A 15405-nucleotide genomic window follows, 5' to 3' on the forward strand; every position below is an offset into this window, starting at 1 on the left:
CGGATTCACAAATCGGCTGAGGCCACTTCACCTGGGCATCCGGGCCGGGACCGTACCCTTGAGGCATGAGCACCGCCCCCGCATCCGAGCCGCGCGACCCGAAGCCCGCGCTGGTCTTCGACGACCCGCTGGACCAGCAGTCCTCGGACGACACCGACCGCGGATGGGGCGAGCGCACGGACGGCGACAGCGCCGCCGACCTCAAGCGCTTCCTCGACGAGAAGCCGCCCCACCACCTCTGAGCCGTCCGCGGCAGCGCCGGAACCGTCCGCGGCAGCGCCGCTAGCGTTCGTCGTGCCCCGGTCCACGCTGCGCGACCAGCGCGTCGCGGATCTCCTTGAGCACCTCCAGCTCGGTCACATCGATGACCTCCTTCGTGCCCTCCCGCTCCGCCTTGCGGGCCGCCTGCCGCGCCAGGTACTTCGCCATCGGCAGGACCATCAGGAAGTAGACGACCGCCGCGGTGATCAGGAAGTTGAGCGTGGCGCTGAGCACCGAGCCCCACATGATGTGGATGCCTTCCTTGCCCTTGCACTGCGGGATCAGGCAGGAGCTGTACTGGTCGAGCTCTGTGCTGCCGATCGCACCGACCACCGGGTTGATGACGCCCTTCACCACCGAGTTCACGATGTTCGTGAAGGCCGCGCCGATGACCACCGCGACTGCCAGATCGACGACGTTGCCGCGCATCAGGAAGGCCTTGAAGCCCTGCCAGACGCTCGGTTCCTTCTTCTCGCTCACCTCGGGGACTCTCCTCGCATGCACAGGGTGTGGAACGAAACGCTCCGCAACCTACGGCACGGTGCGGCCATCGTGTCCAGTCCCCTGGCCCTGTCGTCCGGGTTGACGGCAAACCGCCGAGAAGGCATCCGACGCGGTTCAGCACAGCGTCACCGCCAGCCGCGCGGTGGCGCTCGCGCCGACGAGCCGTGCCGCCGTGGCGCGCGGCACCGACAGCACGACCAGCGCCCCGCTCTCGGCGCCGCTCTCCACAGGCTCGGGCACCTGGGCCACCCGCACACCGCGGGCGAGCACCCGGGCGATGCCCCCGGTCGACGGGTCCTCGGCCGCGATGACGTCGACGCGGTCGCCGGGCCGCAGGAGCCGGACGGCGGCCGCGTCGGCGATCCGCACCGGTGCCGTCACCAGGTTCACCGCCGCAGGCCGGCGTGCGGGCACGGCGACCGGGTGGGCGCGGCCCTGTGCCACGCGGTGTGGTTCGGCCCCGGTGCGCGGCCCCGCGGCGACGAGCGCGGCCGCGGTCACCGCGAGGCCGGCCGCGATGGCCCGCCTGCGGTGCCGTACGAGCCGCTGCAGCTGATACCGCCCGCCGCGCACGCGCACGGGAGGGAACTGCGGGACCTCACAGGTCGCCGGGGCGTCCGTGCCCAGCGGACGCGGAAGCCGGAGGGGAGGCGGGAGGGGGTTCGGGGACGACGAGGACCAAGGCATGGGGGATCACCGCCTGCGACGAGGAATTCGGCTTGTGCTGCCACGATGAGGCCTCGCGCCGAATCCCGCCGGAGCCGGTGGACCACGGGCGGACTGTGGACAACTCGCCCACCCGAACGGGGAATTCCGCTCGGCTGTCCACCGGCTCGCCCTATGTGTCCGCTCCCCGCCGGTGCGCTACGGCAGCTCGAAGCCCGGGTCCATGCCGCCGAGCGCGTTCCTGCACAGGCAGTCCCGTGTGCCGGTCTCGGGGAGTGCCGCCACCGCGTCGAACAGCACGCCGCGCAGTCGGCCGACGTTCGCCGCGAACACCCGCAGCACCTCCTCGTGCGAGACGCCCTCACCGGTCTCGGCCCCGGCGTCGAGGTCGGTGACCAGGGTCAGTGACGTGTAGCAGAGCTCCAGTTCCCGGGCGAGCGCCGCCTCGGGGTGACCGGTCATGCCCACGACCGACCAGCCCTGCGCCCGGTGCCACAACGATTCGGCGCGCGTGGAAAAGCGCGGCCCCTCGACCACGACCAGGGTTCCGCCGTCCACCGGCTCCCAGTCCTGCCCCCGGGCGGCCTTCAGGGCGACGGTCCGCCCGGTGGGGCAGTAGGGGTCGGCCATGGAGACGTGCACGACGTTCGGCACGGTGCCGTCGGGCAGCGGCAACCCGTCGAAGTACGTCTGTGCCCGGGACTTCGTACGGTCCACGAACTGGTCCGGCACGAGCAGGGTGCCGGGGCCGTACTCGGGCTGCAGGCCGCCCACCGCGCAGGGGCCGAGCACCTGCCGGACGCCGACGGAGCGCAGCGCCCACAGGTTGGCGCGATAGTTGATGCGATGCGGCGGCAGATGGTGGCCGCGGCCGTGCCGGGGCAGGAAGGCGACCCGCCGGCCGGCGATCTCGCCGAAGAAGAGGGAGTCGCTGGGCGGCCCGTACGGGGTGTCCACCTGGACCTCGGTCACGTCGTCGAGGAACGAGTAGAAGCCCGAGCCGCCGATTACGCCGATCTCTGCGTTCGCCATGACCAGCACACTAGCGGGCGGCGAAACGGCGGGGGAACCGGTGCCCGCGAGCGCCGAAGACCCTGTCGTCGTACGACGACAGGGTCAGGGAAAGAGAGGTCAGGCCGCGGAGCTGCTGGCGGAGCTCGACGACCCGGTGGAGCTCGACGACGCCGAGGAGGACTTGGATTCGGACGACGAGGAACCGGCCGAGGACGTGCTCGACGACTTCGACGCCGGGCTGCTGCTCGACGTGGAGCCGCGGGAGTCGTTGCGGTAGAAGCCGGAGCCCTTGAAGACGATGCCGACCGCGGAGAACACCTTCTTCAGGCGGCCACCGCAGTTGGGGCACTCGGTCAGGGCGTCATCGGTGAACTTCTGCACCGCCTCAAGGCCCTCGCCGCACTCGGTGCACTGGTACTGGTAGGTCGGCACTGTCTTCCTCCTGGCACTCTCACTCGATGAGTGCTAACGACGATCCATAGTGACGTATTCCCGGGGATCAGTCCACCGTCACCGGCACGCGGTGACCGACGCCACGTGCGACGGTGCGGTTCTGCTGCCGGGCGACCAGCCGCGATCGCAGCGTCAGCAGGGTCACCAGCGCGAGCACGGTGCCGGCCATCGGCACCAGGAATCCCGCGCCGTCCCACAGCCGGTCCTCGAGCTGCCCGGCGACGGTGACGGCGGCCGCCTGCCCGAGCGCGACCGCGCCGGTCAGCCAGGTGAAGGCCTCCGTGCGGGCACCGGCCGGGACCAGGCCCTCGACCAGCGTGTAGCCCGTGATCAGCGCCGGTGCGATGCACATGCCGACCAGCAGGCCGAGGCCGGCGAGCAGCAGCACCGAGTGCGCCGTCCACAGGGCGGACGCGACGATCGCGAGCGCCGCGTAGCCGACGACCAGGCGGTGCTGGGGGGCGGTCTTCCAGGCGATCGCGCCGCAGACGATGCCGGACAGCATGTTTCCGGCGGCGAAGACGCCGTACAGGACGCCGTTCAGGCCGGGCTCGCCGATCGACTCGGTGAACGCCGCCAGCGACACCTGCATGCCGCCGAAGACGGAACCGATGCCCAGGAAGGTCACGACCAGCACGCGCACGCCGGGCACGCGCAGTGCGGAGGCGTGCTGCACGCGCGCGTGCCCGCTGTCACCGCTCACCGGCGGCTGCGTGCCCTTCTGCGCGGCGAAGAGCAGACCGCCGACGAGGGTGAGCGCGCCCTCCGTGACCAGGCCCGCCGCCGGCGTCACGCCGGTGCACAGCGCCGTCGCCAGCAGCGGACCGAAGACGAAGGTGAGCTCGTCCGTGACCGACTCGAACGCTGCAGCGGTGGTCATCAGGGGCGAGCCCTGCAGCTTCACGCCCCAGCGCGCACGCACCATGGGGCCGACCTGAGGCACGGACGCGCCGGTCGGGACGGCCGCCAGGAACAGCGCCCACAGGGGGGCGTGCGCCAGCGCGAGAGCCGTCAGCGACAGGCCCGCCAGCGTGTGCACCAGAACGCCGGGGACCAGCACGGCGCGCTGGCCGTAGCGGTCCGCGAGGCGACCGCTGTACGGCGCGAACAGTGCCATGGAGACACCGGTGGCGGCCGCGACGGCGCCGGCGGCGCCGTAGGAGCCGGTGGTGTGCTGCACCAGCAGCACGATGGAGAGGGTGAGCATCGCGAACGGCTGACGCGCCGCGAAACCGGGGAGCAGGAAGGTCCAGGCGCCGCGGGTGCGCAGCAGCTGTCCGTATCCCGGGTGGGACGAGGCCGGCGAGGTCTTCTCCGGTTCGGTGATGGTGACCGTGGATCCCACGGCCCATGCCTTTCTGCCGCCTGGTAGCGCGGGCCTGGTGTGGCCCGGGCGCCGAGAGCTGTCCTCTTGCGCGGACTGCGGTAGATACCGGCGCCCACTGCGGGTGGGGGGACCCGGCCGCCATACGGTCGCGCCAGCTCTGCGTCAGGCAGAGTTGGTTCGATCAGGGTGCGCCTTCATGCTACAGGGATCATCGGCTCCCGTGGCTGTGAAAACGAGCACCATGCGGCTGGGTCACCTGGGATTTCATGAGGCGTGAGCCGTACGCAACGCTCCCTTAACGCGAGCCTCAACGCGAGCTGCGTGCCCCGTTCGCGCCCAGCCAGCCCGCCAGCTTGCCGCCGTGGGCGACCGCGCGCAGGCGTCGCTCCGCCGCGTCGCGCACGGGGTCGGTGGCGACGACGAGCAGTTCGTCGCCCCGGCGCAGCACGGTCGTGGGCAGGGGAACGAACGATTTTCCTTCGCGTACGACGAGGGTGACGGCGGCCCCGGGCGGCAGTCGCAGCTCGTTGACCTCGACGCCGTGCATCCGGGAGCCCTCGGGGATCGAGACGGACAGCAGGTGCCCGCGCAGCCGCTCCAGGGGTGCCGACTCGATGCCGAGGTCGGAGGCCTCGCCCTCCTCGCCCAGGCGCAGCTTGCGCGCCAGCCAGGGCAGGGTCGGCCCCTGGACGAGGGTGTAGACCACGACCAGCACGAAGACGATGTTGAAGATGCGGCGGCTGCCGGTGACGCCGTTCACCATCGGGATGGTGGCCAGGATGATGGGCACGGCGCCGCGCAGCCCCGCCCACGACATCAGGGTCTGCTCCTGCCACGGCACGCGGAACGGAGCCAGGCTGAGCACCACGCTCAGCGGGCGGGCCACCATGGTCAGGATCAGCCCGATGACCAGGGCGGGCCAGACGTCGTCGCCCAGCTCGTGCGGGGTGACCAGCAGGCCGAGCAGGACGAACATGCCGATCTGGGCGATCCAGCCGAGCCCCTCGGCGAAGCCGCGCGTGGCCGGCCAGTGCGGGAGCTTGGCGTTGCCGAGCACCATCGAGGCCAGGTAGACGGCCAGGAAGCCGCTGCCGTGTGCCAGGGCGCCGGCGGCGTACGCCGTCACCGCGATCGCCATCACCGCGATCGGGTAGAGGCCGGACGCCGGCAGGGCCACGTGCTTGAGCCCCCAGGAGCCGAACCAGCCCACCGCGAGCCCTATGGCCGCGCCGATGGCCAGCTCCAGGACTATCTTGCCCAGCAGGACGTACCAGTGCTCGACGGGGCCGGCCGCGCAGAAGGCCACGACCAGGATGACCACGGGGGCGTCGTTGAAGCCGGACTCCGCCTCCAGCGTGCCCGTCACGCGCGCGGGCAGAGGAACTCTGCGCAGCACCGAGAAGACCGCCGCCGCGTCCGTCGACGACACCACCGCGCCGATGATGAGCGCCTGCCGCCACTCCAGCCCGACCAGATAGTGCGCGCCCGCCGCGGTGACGCCCACGCTGACGGCCACTCCCGCGGTCGCCAGGACCGAGGCGGACGACAGGACCGGCCTGACCTCCTTCCACTTCGTGCCGAGACCGCCCTCGGCGAGGATCACGACCAGGGCCGCGTATCCCATGACCTGGGTCGCCGCGGCGCTGTTGAAGTGGATTTCCCCGACCCCGTCCTGGCCCATGAGGACGCCGATCCCCAGGTAGACGAGCAGGCTGGGGAGCCCGCTGCGGGAGGAGACCCGCACGGCCGCGACGGCGACGAGCAGGACCAGGGAGCAGACGAGCAGGAGCTGGTTGAGGTGGTGAACAGTCAGCGGTGGTGCCTCCCCTGGAATCGCGGCTACTTCGTTAGCTTACCTAAGTCTTGACGCTTTCTTGACGCTTGTCGAGGCAAGATCGAACGCTCGTGCGCGCTGGTTGCCGACTCCGCGTCAAGCGGCACAAGGCCCTGCGCCTATGGTTGCTCCAGCGCTCATTCAAAGTCACAGCCCGACCTGCCGCTCGCGTTAGGACAGCAAGGACAGCGATGCCCCCCAATACCACCGCCACAACGGGTGACAAACCCGCCAAGTCCGGCAGGAAGAAGGGGCGCAAAGCCCGACTGATCGTGCTGGTGCTCGTACTGGCCATCATCGGCGGCATCGCCTACGGGGCGTACTGGTCGATCAGTACGGTCCGCGCCTCCTTCCCGCAGACCAAGGGCACGATCACGCTCCAAGGCCTGTCGGGGCCGGTCGACGTCAAGCGGGACGGCAACGGCATCCCGCAGATCTACGCGTCCTCCGACGAGGACCTGTTCATGGCGCAGGGCTACGTGCAGGCGCAGGACCGGTTCTGGGAGATGGACGTGCGCCGGCACATGACCTCCGGGCGCCTGTCGGAGATGTTCGGCAAGAGCCAGGCCAAGAACGACGAGTTCCTGCGCACCCTCGGCTGGGACCGGATCGCGCAGCGGGAGTACGACACCAAGCTGTCGGCCGCCACGAAGAAGTACCTGCAGGCCTACGCCAAGGGAGTCAACGCCTACCTCCAGGGCAAGGACGGCAAGGACATCTCCCTGGAATACGTCGCGCTGGGCTTCACCAACGACTACATGCCGCAGAAGTGGACCCCGGTCGACTCCGTCTCCTGGCTGAAGGCGATGGCCTGGGACCTGCGCGGCAACATGCAGGACGAGATCGACCGCGCCCTGATGACCAGCCGGCTCGGCCCGCAGCAGATCGCGGACCTGTACCCGGAGTACCCGTACAGCCGTAACAAGCCGATAGTGCAGGAAGGCCAGTACAGCGCGCTGACCAAGTCCTTCCGGCAGAGCGGCGGCACCGGCAGCTCTCAGAGCACGGGCACGACGGGCGCGACGGGCACGGCGGGTACGTCCGGAACGACCGGGGGCGCCACGGGCGCCTCTGGGGGCACGAAGGGCTCGAGCGGCACCGCCACCTCGGGCGCGACGGGATCGTCGCTCACAAGCCAGCTGGGGGGCCTCTACAAGGTCCTGGACAACGTCCCGACCGCCGTCGGCGTGAACGGCCAGGGCATCGGCTCCAACTCCTGGGTGGTGTCCGGGAAGTACACCGTCAACAAGAAGCCGCTGCTCGCCAACGACCCGCACCTGTCGGCGTCGCTGCCGTCGGTCTGGTACCAGATGGGCCTGCACTGCCGCAGCGTCTCCAGCACGTGCCAGTACGACGTGACCGGCTACACCTTTGCCGGCATGCCCGGTGTGATCATCGGCCACAACGCGAACATCGCCTGGGGCATGACCAACTCCGGCGTCGACGTCACCGACCTCTACCTGGAGAAGGTGACCGCGAACGGCTACCTGTACGACGGCAAGATCCGGCCCTTCAAGACCCGCGAGGAGACCATCAAGGTCGCCGGCGGCGCGTCCAAGACGATCGTCGTGCGCCAGACCCAGGACGGGATGCCGCTGCTGTCCGACCGCGACGACGAACTCGTCCAGGTCGGCAAGCGGGCCACGGTCAACACCGCCGCACCCGACCGCGGTGACGGCTACGGCATCGCCCTGAGGTGGACCGCGCTGGATCCGGGCACCTCCATGGACGCCATCTTCGCCCTCGACAAGGCGGCGAACTGGAGCGACTTCCGCAAGGCGGCGGCCCTGTTCGACGTGCCCTCGCAGAACCTGGTCTACGCCGACACCGACGGCCACATCGGCTACACCCTGCCCGGCAAGATCCCCACGCGCTCCTCGGTGGACGACGGCTCCATCCCGGCGCCGGGCTGGAACTCGAAGTACCGCTGGACCGGCTTCATCAAGCAGGACGAGCTGCCCTACGAGTTCGATCCCGAGCGCGGCTACATCGTCACCGCCAACCAGGCCGTGGTCGACAAGAGCAAGTACCCGTACACGCTCACCACCGACTGGGGCTACGGCACGCGCAGCCAGCGCATCACCGACCTGATCGAGTCCAAGATCAAGGACGACGGCAAGATCTCCACCGAGGACATGCGGCAGATGCAGCTGGACAACAGCAGCGAGATCGCCAAGCTCCTGGTGCCGAAGCTGCTGAAGATCAACCTCGGCGACAAGAACGTGCGCGAGGCGCAGAAGCTGCTGGAGGGCTGGGACTACACCCAGGAATCCGACTCCGCGGCGGCCGCCTACTTCAACTCCGTCTGGCGCAACATCCTCAAGCTCGCCTTCGGCAACAAGCTCCCCAAGGAACTGCGCGTCGACGGACAGTGCCTGTGGGTCGACAAGATCGACAGCACCGGCCCGGTCGACGACGACGCCAAGGTGCGCGAGTGCGGCCAGCGCGATGCCGACCAGGCACAGCCGGACGGCGGCGACCGCTGGTTCGAGGTCGTGCGCACCCTGATGGACAAGCCGGACAGCGACTGGTGGAAGACGCCCAAGTCGGGCACCCGTCCCGCGGCGAACAACATGGACCAGCTCTTCGCCCGCGCCATGATCGACGCCCGCTGGGAGCTGACCGCCAAGCTCGGCAAGGACATCGACACCTGGAGCTGGGGCCGGCTGCACCGCCTGTTCCTGAAGAACCAGACGCTCGGCACCGATGGCCCCAAGGCCCTGCAATACATCCTCAACCGCGGCCCGTGGAGGCTCAGCGGCGGCGAGGCCACGGTGAACGCGACGGGCTGGAACGCCGCCGGTGGCTACAACATCGTCTGGGTGCCGTCCATGCGGATGGTCGTCAACCTCGCCGATTTCGACAAGTCCAGGTGGATCAACCTGACCGGCGCCTCCGGGCATGCCTTCAGCGCGCACTACACGGACCAGACGGACCTGTGGGCCAAGGGCGAGCTGCTGCCCTGGTCGTTCTCGGCCAAGGCGGTCGACGGCAGCACGAGCGACACACTGGTCCTCAAGCCCTGACCGGCTGACGGCACGGAAAACGGCCCTCCACGCGCACGCGTGGAGGGCCGTTTCGCGTACGGGCGTGTCCCGTCAGGCGCCCGGGAAGCGGCGCACGCCGGAGGGCGTCACCACCGCGTGCACCGGCTTGTCGTGCGCCTCCGCGGGGACGCGCGCGACGACCTCCGTGTCGTACAGCAGCACCACGAGCCGGGGGCGGGCGCCCGCGCGCTCCAGGCGGGCCAGGACGCGGTCGTACGACCCTCCGCCGCGCCCCAGGCGCATTCCGTGCGCGTCGACCGCGAGCCCGGGCAGCAGAACGACGTCCGCGGCCGTCACGGCGTCCGGGCCAAGGCGCGCGCCGGAGGGCTCGAAAAGCGCCATTTTCCCGCCGTGTTGGATCCGCGCGAGGGAGTCCGGGCCGGCGTACTCGCCCCAGTCCAGGTCGTTGTCGGGCAGGAGCGCGGGGAGCAGGACCCGCACGCCCCGCGCGCGCAGCGCGTCCAGCAGCGCGAGCGTGCCCGGCTCGCTCCCGACGGAGACGTACGCCGCCACCGTGCGCGCACCCGCCAGCTCAGGCAGTTCCAGCGCGCGCTGCGCCAGCGCGCGGCCCGTCTCGTCGACGTCATCGTCCGTCAACCTGTTCCTCGCCGAGAGGAGCTCTCGCCGCAACGTTCGCTTGTCAGGCTCGCTCGCGCGTCCGTCGTGTTCCACGGGTCGTTCTCGCACCCTTCTTGAATGCAGTCATAAAGGGTCAACCAACCGGAGCCACAGTTTCTCCACAAAGGCACCGGATAAGGTTGCGGGCATGACTCAGTCGCACCCCAGGATCAGCAAGGCTGTCATTCCGGCGGCGGGCCTCGGCACCCGGTTCCTGCCGGCCACGAAGGCCACTCCCAAGGAGATGCTGCCGGTTGTCGACAAGCCGGCGATCCAGTACGTGGTCGAGGAGGCCGTGTCGGCGGGGCTCGACGACGTCCTCATGATCACCGGGCGCAACAAGCGTCCTCTCGAGGACCATTTCGACCGCAATTACGAGCTGGAGTCGGCGCTCGAGAAGAAGCGCGACGCCGAACGGCTCGCGAAGGTGCGGGAGTCCAGCGACCTGGCGACCATGCACTACGTGCGCCAGGGCGACCCCAGGGGCCTTGGTCACGCCGTGCTGTGCGCGGCCCCGCACGTGGGCCACGAGCCGTTCGCGGTGCTGCTGGGCGACGACCTGATCGACCCGCGTGATCCGCTCCTGAAGCGCATGATCGAGGTCCAGGAGCAGCACGGCGGCAGCGTGATCGCCCTCATGGAGGTCGCGCCCGAGCAGATCCACCTCTACGGCTGCGCGGCCGTGGAGGGCACCGACGCGGGTGACGTGGTACGGGTGACCGGACTGGTCGAGAAGCCGGATCCGGCGGACGCGCCGTCGGCCTACGCGGTCATCGGGCGGTACGTCCTCGACCCGCGGATCTTCGACATACTGCGCAAGACCGAGCCGGGCCGGGGTGGCGAGATCCAGCTCACCGACGCCCTGCAGCAGCTCGCGGCGGACGAGAAGGCCGGCGGGCCGGTGCACGGCGTCGTCTTCCAGGGCCGCCGCTATGACACCGGCGACCGTGGCGACTATCTGCGTGCCATTGTCAGACTCGCGTGCGAACGTGAAGACCTGGGCCCGGACTTCCGGACCTGGCTTCGCAGTTACGTAGCCGAGGAGATGCAGCAATCTTGAGCAGCGCCGCGACCCACCCCGCCGGCCCGGATCACCTGTGGTCGGTGGACGAGCACCTGGAGGACATCCTCTCGACCGTCCACCCCCTCGAACCCATCGAGCTGCAACTCCTCGACGCCCAGGGCTGTGTCCTGGTCGACGACGTCACGGTGCCGGTGTCCCTGCCACCGTTCGACAACAGCTCCATGGACGGGTACGCGGTGCGGGTCGCGGACGTCGCGGGCGCCACTGAGGAGTTCCCGGCCGTCCTGGAGGTCGTCGGGGACGTCGCGGCGGGCGCGGCCGACCTGGTCCGGGTCGGCCCCGGCCAGGCCGCCCGCATCATGACCGGCGCCCCGCTGCCGCCCGGCGCCGAGGCCGTCGTCCCCGTCGAGTGGACCGACGGCGGACTCGGCGAGGGCCCGGTGAGCGGCATGCGGGCGCGCAGCCTGGCCCCCGAGGGCGCCGCGGGGCAGGTGCGCGTGCACCGCCCCGCCGAGGCACGCGCGCACGTGCGCGCGAAGGGCAGCGATGTGAAGGCGGGCGACCGCGCCCTGGAGGCCGGGACGATCCTCGGCCCGCCGCAGATCGCGCTGCTGGCGGCGATCGGCCGCGGCACGGTACGGGTGCGCCCGCGCCCGCGCGTGGTCGTCCTGTCCACCGGCAGCGAACTCGTCCAGCCCGGCGAGCAGCTGGCCGGCGGCCAGATCTACGACTCCAACAGCTTCGCCCTCACCGCCGCCGCGCGCGACGCCGGCGCCATCGCCTACCGGGTGGGCGCCGTCGCCGACGACGCCGAGACCCTCCGCTCCACCATCGAGGACCAGCTCGTCCGCGCCGACCTGATGGTCACCACGGGCGGGGTGAGCGTCGGGGCGTACGACGTCGTCAAGGAGGCGCTGTCGCACGTCGGCGACGAGGACGAGGCGGGCGGCGGAGTGGAGTTCCGCAAGCTCGCCATGCAGCCCGGCAAGCCCCAGGGCTTCGGCACCATCGGCCCCGACCACACACCGCTGCTGGCTCTGCCGGGCAACCCGGTGTCGTCGTACGTCTCCTTCGAGTTGTTCGTCCGTCCGGCCATCCGCGCCCTGATGGGCCTCCCGGACCTGCACCGGCCCCGCGTCCGGGCCACTCTGCGGGCGGACGAGGCGCTGCGCTCGCCCAAGGGGCGCCGGCAGTTCCTGCGCGGTGTGTACGGCGAGGGCGAGGTGGCCCCCGTGGGCGGTGCCGGCTCGCACCTGGTCGCGGCGCTGGCGCACGCCGACGCGCTGATCGTCGTCCCCGAGGACGTGGAGTCCGTCGAGCCCGGCGCCGAGGTGGAGGTCGTGCTGCTCGGCTGAGGCACGCGCGCGTGGGCGTGCGGTGCGCCCACGGGGGTCCTGGACCGGTGGGTGAGCGGACATGGCGGTACCGTGTCGCGCACAACAGGCCCGTGCACCGCACAACGACGGGCCCGGACCGGGAGTGGCACACAGCATGACTGAGTCTTTCCGGGGGGAGACCCCCGGACCGCCTGTGCAGGACGGACTGACGCACATCGACGAGGCGGGCGCGGCCCGCATGGTCGACGTGTCCGGGAAGGACGTGACCGCGCGCACCGCCCGTGCCAGCGGCCGTGTCCTCGTCTCACCCCGCGTGGTCGAGCTGCTGCGCGGCGAAGGCGTGCCCAAGGGGGACGCCCTGGCCACCGCGCGTATCGCCGGCATCATGGGCGCCAAGCGCACCCCGGACCTGATCCCGCTGTGCCACCCGTTGTCGGTGTCCGGTGTGACACTGGATCTGTCGGTCGCGGACGACGCCGTGGAGATCCAGGCCACCGTGCGGACGACGGACCGTACGGGCGTCGAGATGGAGGCCCTCACCGCCGTGACGGTCGCCGCGCTCACCGTGATCGACATGGTCAAGGCGGTCGACAAGGGAGCGGTCATCACGGACGTACGGGTGGAGGAGAAGACGGGCGGCAAGTCGGGCGACTGGAGCCGGTCATGACCTACCGTGCTCTGGTGGTCACCGCCTCGAACCGGGCTGCCGCGGGCGTCTACGAGGACAAGGGCGGCCCCTTGATCGCCGACGGCCTGAAGGGCTTCGGTTTCGACGTCGACGGCCCCCGGGTCGTCCCGGACGGGGACCCCGTGGAGGCGGCGCTGCGGGCGGGAGCCGACGCCGGGTACGACGTCATCGTCACCACCGGCGGCACGGGTATCTCGCCCACCGACCGCACGCCCGAGGCGACCCGTGCGGTGATCGACCGCGAGGTACCGGGCATCGCGGAGGCGATCCGGGCGTTCGGGCGGGAGAAGGTGGCGACGGCGGCGCTCTCGCGAGGCCTGGCCGGAGTGGCGGGGCGGACCCTGATCGTCAATCTGCCGGGCTCCGCGGGCGGGGTGAAGGACGGTCTCGCCGTGCTGGAGTCCCTGCTGGTCCATGCCGTCGACCAGATCCGCGGCGGCGACCACCCCAGACCCAGTAGCGGGGGTGCGAGCTGAACAGCCCTTCCTGGCCTGTCGTGCTGGCGGACGGCGAGCTCGTCCTCCGGCCGATAAGGCTGCGCGACCAGCGGGCCTGGCGCGAGGTGAACCGGCGCAACCGGGACTGGCTGCGCCCCTGGGAGGCGACGATTCCGCCGCCCACGCCGAGCGGACCGATCGCGCACCGGCCGACCTACCGCCAGATGGTCCGGCACCTGCGCTCCGAGGCCAACTCGGGCCGGATGCTGCCGTTCGTCATCGAGTACCAGGGGCGGCTCGTCGGGCAGTTGACGGTCGCCGGGATCACCTGGGGGTCGATGTGCTCGGGGCACATCGGCTACTGGGTGGACGAGGCGGTGGCCGGGCGCGGGGTGATGCCGACGGCCGTCGCCCTCGTGGTGGACCACTGTTTCCGCGGCGTCGGGCTGCACCGCATCGAGGTCTGCATCCGCCCCGAGAACCGGCCCAGCCGGCGGGTGGTGGAGAAACTCGGATTCCGTGAGGAGGGGCTCCGGCCGCGTTATCTGCACATCGACGGCGCCTGGCGCGACCACCTGGTGTTCGCGCTCACCGCGGAAGAGGTGCCCGACGGGTTGCTCGCGCGGTGGAAGCGGGCAAGCTCCCAGGGCGAGCGTGCGCGCAATCCGCAGAACACGCCGGGGAATCCCGGCTAGCCTCCGAAAATTGAATACATGTTCGAAATCGATCGGGTGCTGACCGTCTCAGGGCATTGAATTCGCGCCTGCGGGGGTTCGCTGATCGCATCGGTCGCAAAAAATGCTGGAAATATCAGCCAGATCGTGCGACACACCGGTCCAATTGGCGGATGGCCTCGCGTAAACCCCTCTACGGTGTGAGACGTGAGCAGCAGCGGCCTCATCTACGCAGTCATTGTCGGGGCCTGGGCCGCCTACTTGGTGCCGATGTGGCTCCGTAGGCAGGACGAGCTGAACGAGGCTCGTCCGACGGAACGCTTCAGCACCGCCATCCGGCTGCTGTCCGGACGGGCGGGAATGGAGCGCCGGTACGCCAAGGACCTGCGGTCGCGCTCCGCCCAGGAGGGGGAGCCGGACGCCAGTGATCCGGATGCCGTCACCGACTCGGTGGACGTCCGGGCCTTCGCCATGCCTCCGACCCGTCGTCAGGTCCACGCCGACGCCGGGGTCGAGGCGCCCGGGAGGGCGGAACCGGCGCGCGAACAGGCCGCCGCTCCGGTGCCCAAGTCCGCACCCCCATCCGGCTCCACGCCCGCGCGCAAGCACGTGCCGGCCGCGCGGCGGACCTCCTCGGCGGAGGCGTCCGCAGCGCGCGCCCGGCGCTCGAAGGTCCTCGCGCGCCGCAGGCGCACCACCGTGATGCTCTTCTTCGCCTTCACGCTCGGCGCGATCGTCGCCGCTGTCGGCGGGCTCGCCTTCCTGTGGGTGCCCGCCGTACCGGCCGTGCTGCTCAGCGCGTACATCGCGTACCTGCGCTCTCAGGAGCGCCGTCGTTTCGCCTACCAGATGGACCGCCGGCGCGCCGAGGCCGCCGCCCAGCGGCTGCGGGAGCGCCAGCCGCGCCGGCGTGCGCCCCTCGACCCGGGCTCCGCCGCCGACGAACCGGAGGAGGCCCCGGCGACCGGGACGGACACCGGACTCTCCGCGCTCGCCGCGGACCGGCGTGCGCTCGTCGAGCAGACCGACCACGCCGAGTGGGTCGACCAGCAGCGCGAGCGGCAGCGGCGGCCCGGCGGTGACAGCTGGGACCCGGTGCCGGTGCCCCTGCCGACCTATGTGACCGCGCCCGTCGCGCCGCGCGCCACGTCCGAAGTGGATCTGGGGGCGCCCGACACATGGAGTTCGGCGCGCTCCAGCTCCGTTGCGCCGGAACACCAGGCGGGCCGCGCGGCGGAGGCCGAGTCGGACAAGCAGGCGCCCGCGTCCGGGGACAAGCCGGGGGACGGCCGCGGCGACGCGCTTCCCCGCGCTCGGACTCGCACGCGTGGGGGGACCGCGACCCCGGCCTCCGCGCGCCGGGCGCGCGAGCGCGGACGCACGCCCCTCTTCGATCAGTACGAGGACGGCGACCGCCCCCGCGCGGCCAACGAGTGACCGCCGTCACGCCGCTGGAAGCCCGCCTCTGACCAGTCAGGGAACGGATTTCCAAGCACCCCGATGGGGATGCTAGAGTTTCAC

General features: G+C 71.0%; 15 protein-coding genes. 8 read left to right on the plus strand and 7 right to left on the minus strand.

Annotated features, from left to right (window positions below; translation table 11 throughout):
* Nucleotides 1–65: 65 nt before the first annotated feature.
* Nucleotides 66–242: a hypothetical protein gene (locus ACWC0C_RS02025; protein ID WP_365727584.1), complete on the plus strand. Its 177-nt coding sequence runs from the start codon at nt 66–68 to the stop codon at nt 240–242.
* Nucleotides 243–282: 40 nt separating this feature from the next.
* Here the strand turns inward: ACWC0C_RS02025 and mscL are convergent, their stop codons facing one another.
* The 6 genes from mscL to ACWC0C_RS02055 form a co-directional block, all read right to left on the minus strand.
* A complete protein-coding gene (mscL, locus tag ACWC0C_RS02030; protein ID WP_450860904.1) occupies nt 283–741 on the minus strand; it encodes a large conductance mechanosensitive channel protein MscL in 459 nt (152 codons plus the stop codon).
* Between the two features lie 138 nt (nt 742–879).
* On the minus strand, nt 880–1452 hold the full coding sequence (locus tag ACWC0C_RS02035) for an RcpC/CpaB family pilus assembly protein (RefSeq protein WP_449198667.1): 573 nt from the start codon (nt 1450–1452) through the stop codon (nt 880–882).
* A gap of 177 nt (nt 1453–1629) precedes the next feature.
* Nucleotides 1630–2463 carry an S-methyl-5'-thioadenosine phosphorylase gene (locus ACWC0C_RS02040; protein ID WP_449198666.1) on the minus strand — a complete coding sequence of 278 codons (834 nt, stop codon included), beginning with the start codon at nt 2461–2463 and terminating at the stop codon, nt 1630–1632.
* Between the two features lie 99 nt (nt 2464–2562).
* Nucleotides 2563–2877, minus strand: coding sequence for an FmdB family zinc ribbon protein (locus ACWC0C_RS02045; RefSeq protein ID WP_450860907.1), 315 nt, complete (start codon nt 2875–2877; stop codon nt 2563–2565).
* Between the two features lie 67 nt (nt 2878–2944).
* Complete coding sequence (locus ACWC0C_RS02050; RefSeq protein WP_449198664.1) at nt 2945–4243, minus strand: MFS transporter; 1299 nt, start codon at nt 4241–4243, stop codon at nt 2945–2947.
* Between the two features lie 289 nt (nt 4244–4532).
* The gene (locus ACWC0C_RS02055) at nt 4533–6059 is read right to left on the minus strand and encodes a potassium/proton antiporter (protein ID WP_449198792.1); all 1527 of its coding nucleotides are present in this window, start codon (nt 6057–6059) and stop codon (nt 4533–4535) included.
* Nucleotides 6060–6250: 191 nt separating this feature from the next.
* On the opposite strand from ACWC0C_RS02055, the gene ACWC0C_RS02060 reads away from it, so the two are divergent.
* Nucleotides 6251–9085 carry a penicillin acylase family protein gene (locus ACWC0C_RS02060; RefSeq protein WP_450860910.1) on the plus strand — a complete coding sequence of 945 codons (2835 nt, stop codon included), beginning with the start codon at nt 6251–6253 and terminating at the stop codon, nt 9083–9085.
* Nucleotides 9086–9157: 72 nt separating this feature from the next.
* Here the strand turns inward: ACWC0C_RS02060 and ACWC0C_RS02065 are convergent, their stop codons facing one another.
* The gene (locus ACWC0C_RS02065; protein WP_450860912.1) at nt 9158–9778 is read right to left on the minus strand and encodes a 5-formyltetrahydrofolate cyclo-ligase; all 621 of its coding nucleotides are present in this window, start codon (nt 9776–9778) and stop codon (nt 9158–9160) included.
* Nucleotides 9779–9872: 94 nt separating this feature from the next.
* On the opposite strand from ACWC0C_RS02065, the gene galU reads away from it, so the two are divergent.
* The 6 genes from galU (at nt 9873) to sepX (ending at nt 15321) form a co-directional block, all read left to right on the plus strand.
* Complete coding sequence (gene galU, locus ACWC0C_RS02070) at nt 9873–10784, plus strand: UTP--glucose-1-phosphate uridylyltransferase GalU (protein ID WP_450860914.1); 912 nt, start codon at nt 9873–9875, stop codon at nt 10782–10784.
* Nucleotides 10781–12103, plus strand: coding sequence for a molybdotransferase-like divisome protein Glp (gene glp, locus ACWC0C_RS02075; protein ID WP_450860916.1), 1323 nt, complete (start codon nt 10781–10783; stop codon nt 12101–12103). The genes galU and glp overlap by 4 nt, the downstream gene beginning before the upstream one ends.
* A 136-nt stretch (nt 12104–12239) precedes the next feature.
* Nucleotides 12240–12752 (plus strand): cyclic pyranopterin monophosphate synthase MoaC, encoded by a 513-nt coding sequence (moaC, locus tag ACWC0C_RS02080; RefSeq protein ID WP_449197341.1) that lies wholly within the window; start codon nt 12240–12242, stop codon nt 12750–12752.
* Complete coding sequence (locus ACWC0C_RS02085; RefSeq protein WP_449197342.1) at nt 12749–13249, plus strand: MogA/MoaB family molybdenum cofactor biosynthesis protein; 501 nt, start codon at nt 12749–12751, stop codon at nt 13247–13249. The genes moaC and ACWC0C_RS02085 overlap by 4 nt, the downstream gene beginning before the upstream one ends.
* Nucleotides 13250–13269: 20 nt before the next feature.
* Nucleotides 13270–13905 carry a GNAT family N-acetyltransferase gene (locus tag ACWC0C_RS02090; protein ID WP_450860918.1) on the plus strand — a complete coding sequence of 212 codons (636 nt, stop codon included), beginning with the start codon at nt 13270–13272 and terminating at the stop codon, nt 13903–13905.
* A 186-nt stretch (nt 13906–14091) separates the two neighbouring features.
* Entirely contained in the window at nt 14092–15321 is a 1230-nt protein-coding gene (sepX, locus tag ACWC0C_RS02095; RefSeq protein ID WP_450860920.1) for a divisome protein SepX/GlpR, read from the plus strand.
* Nucleotides 15322–15405: the final 84 nt, after the last annotated feature.

Source organism: Streptomyces sp. NPDC001709, assembly GCF_053596375.1.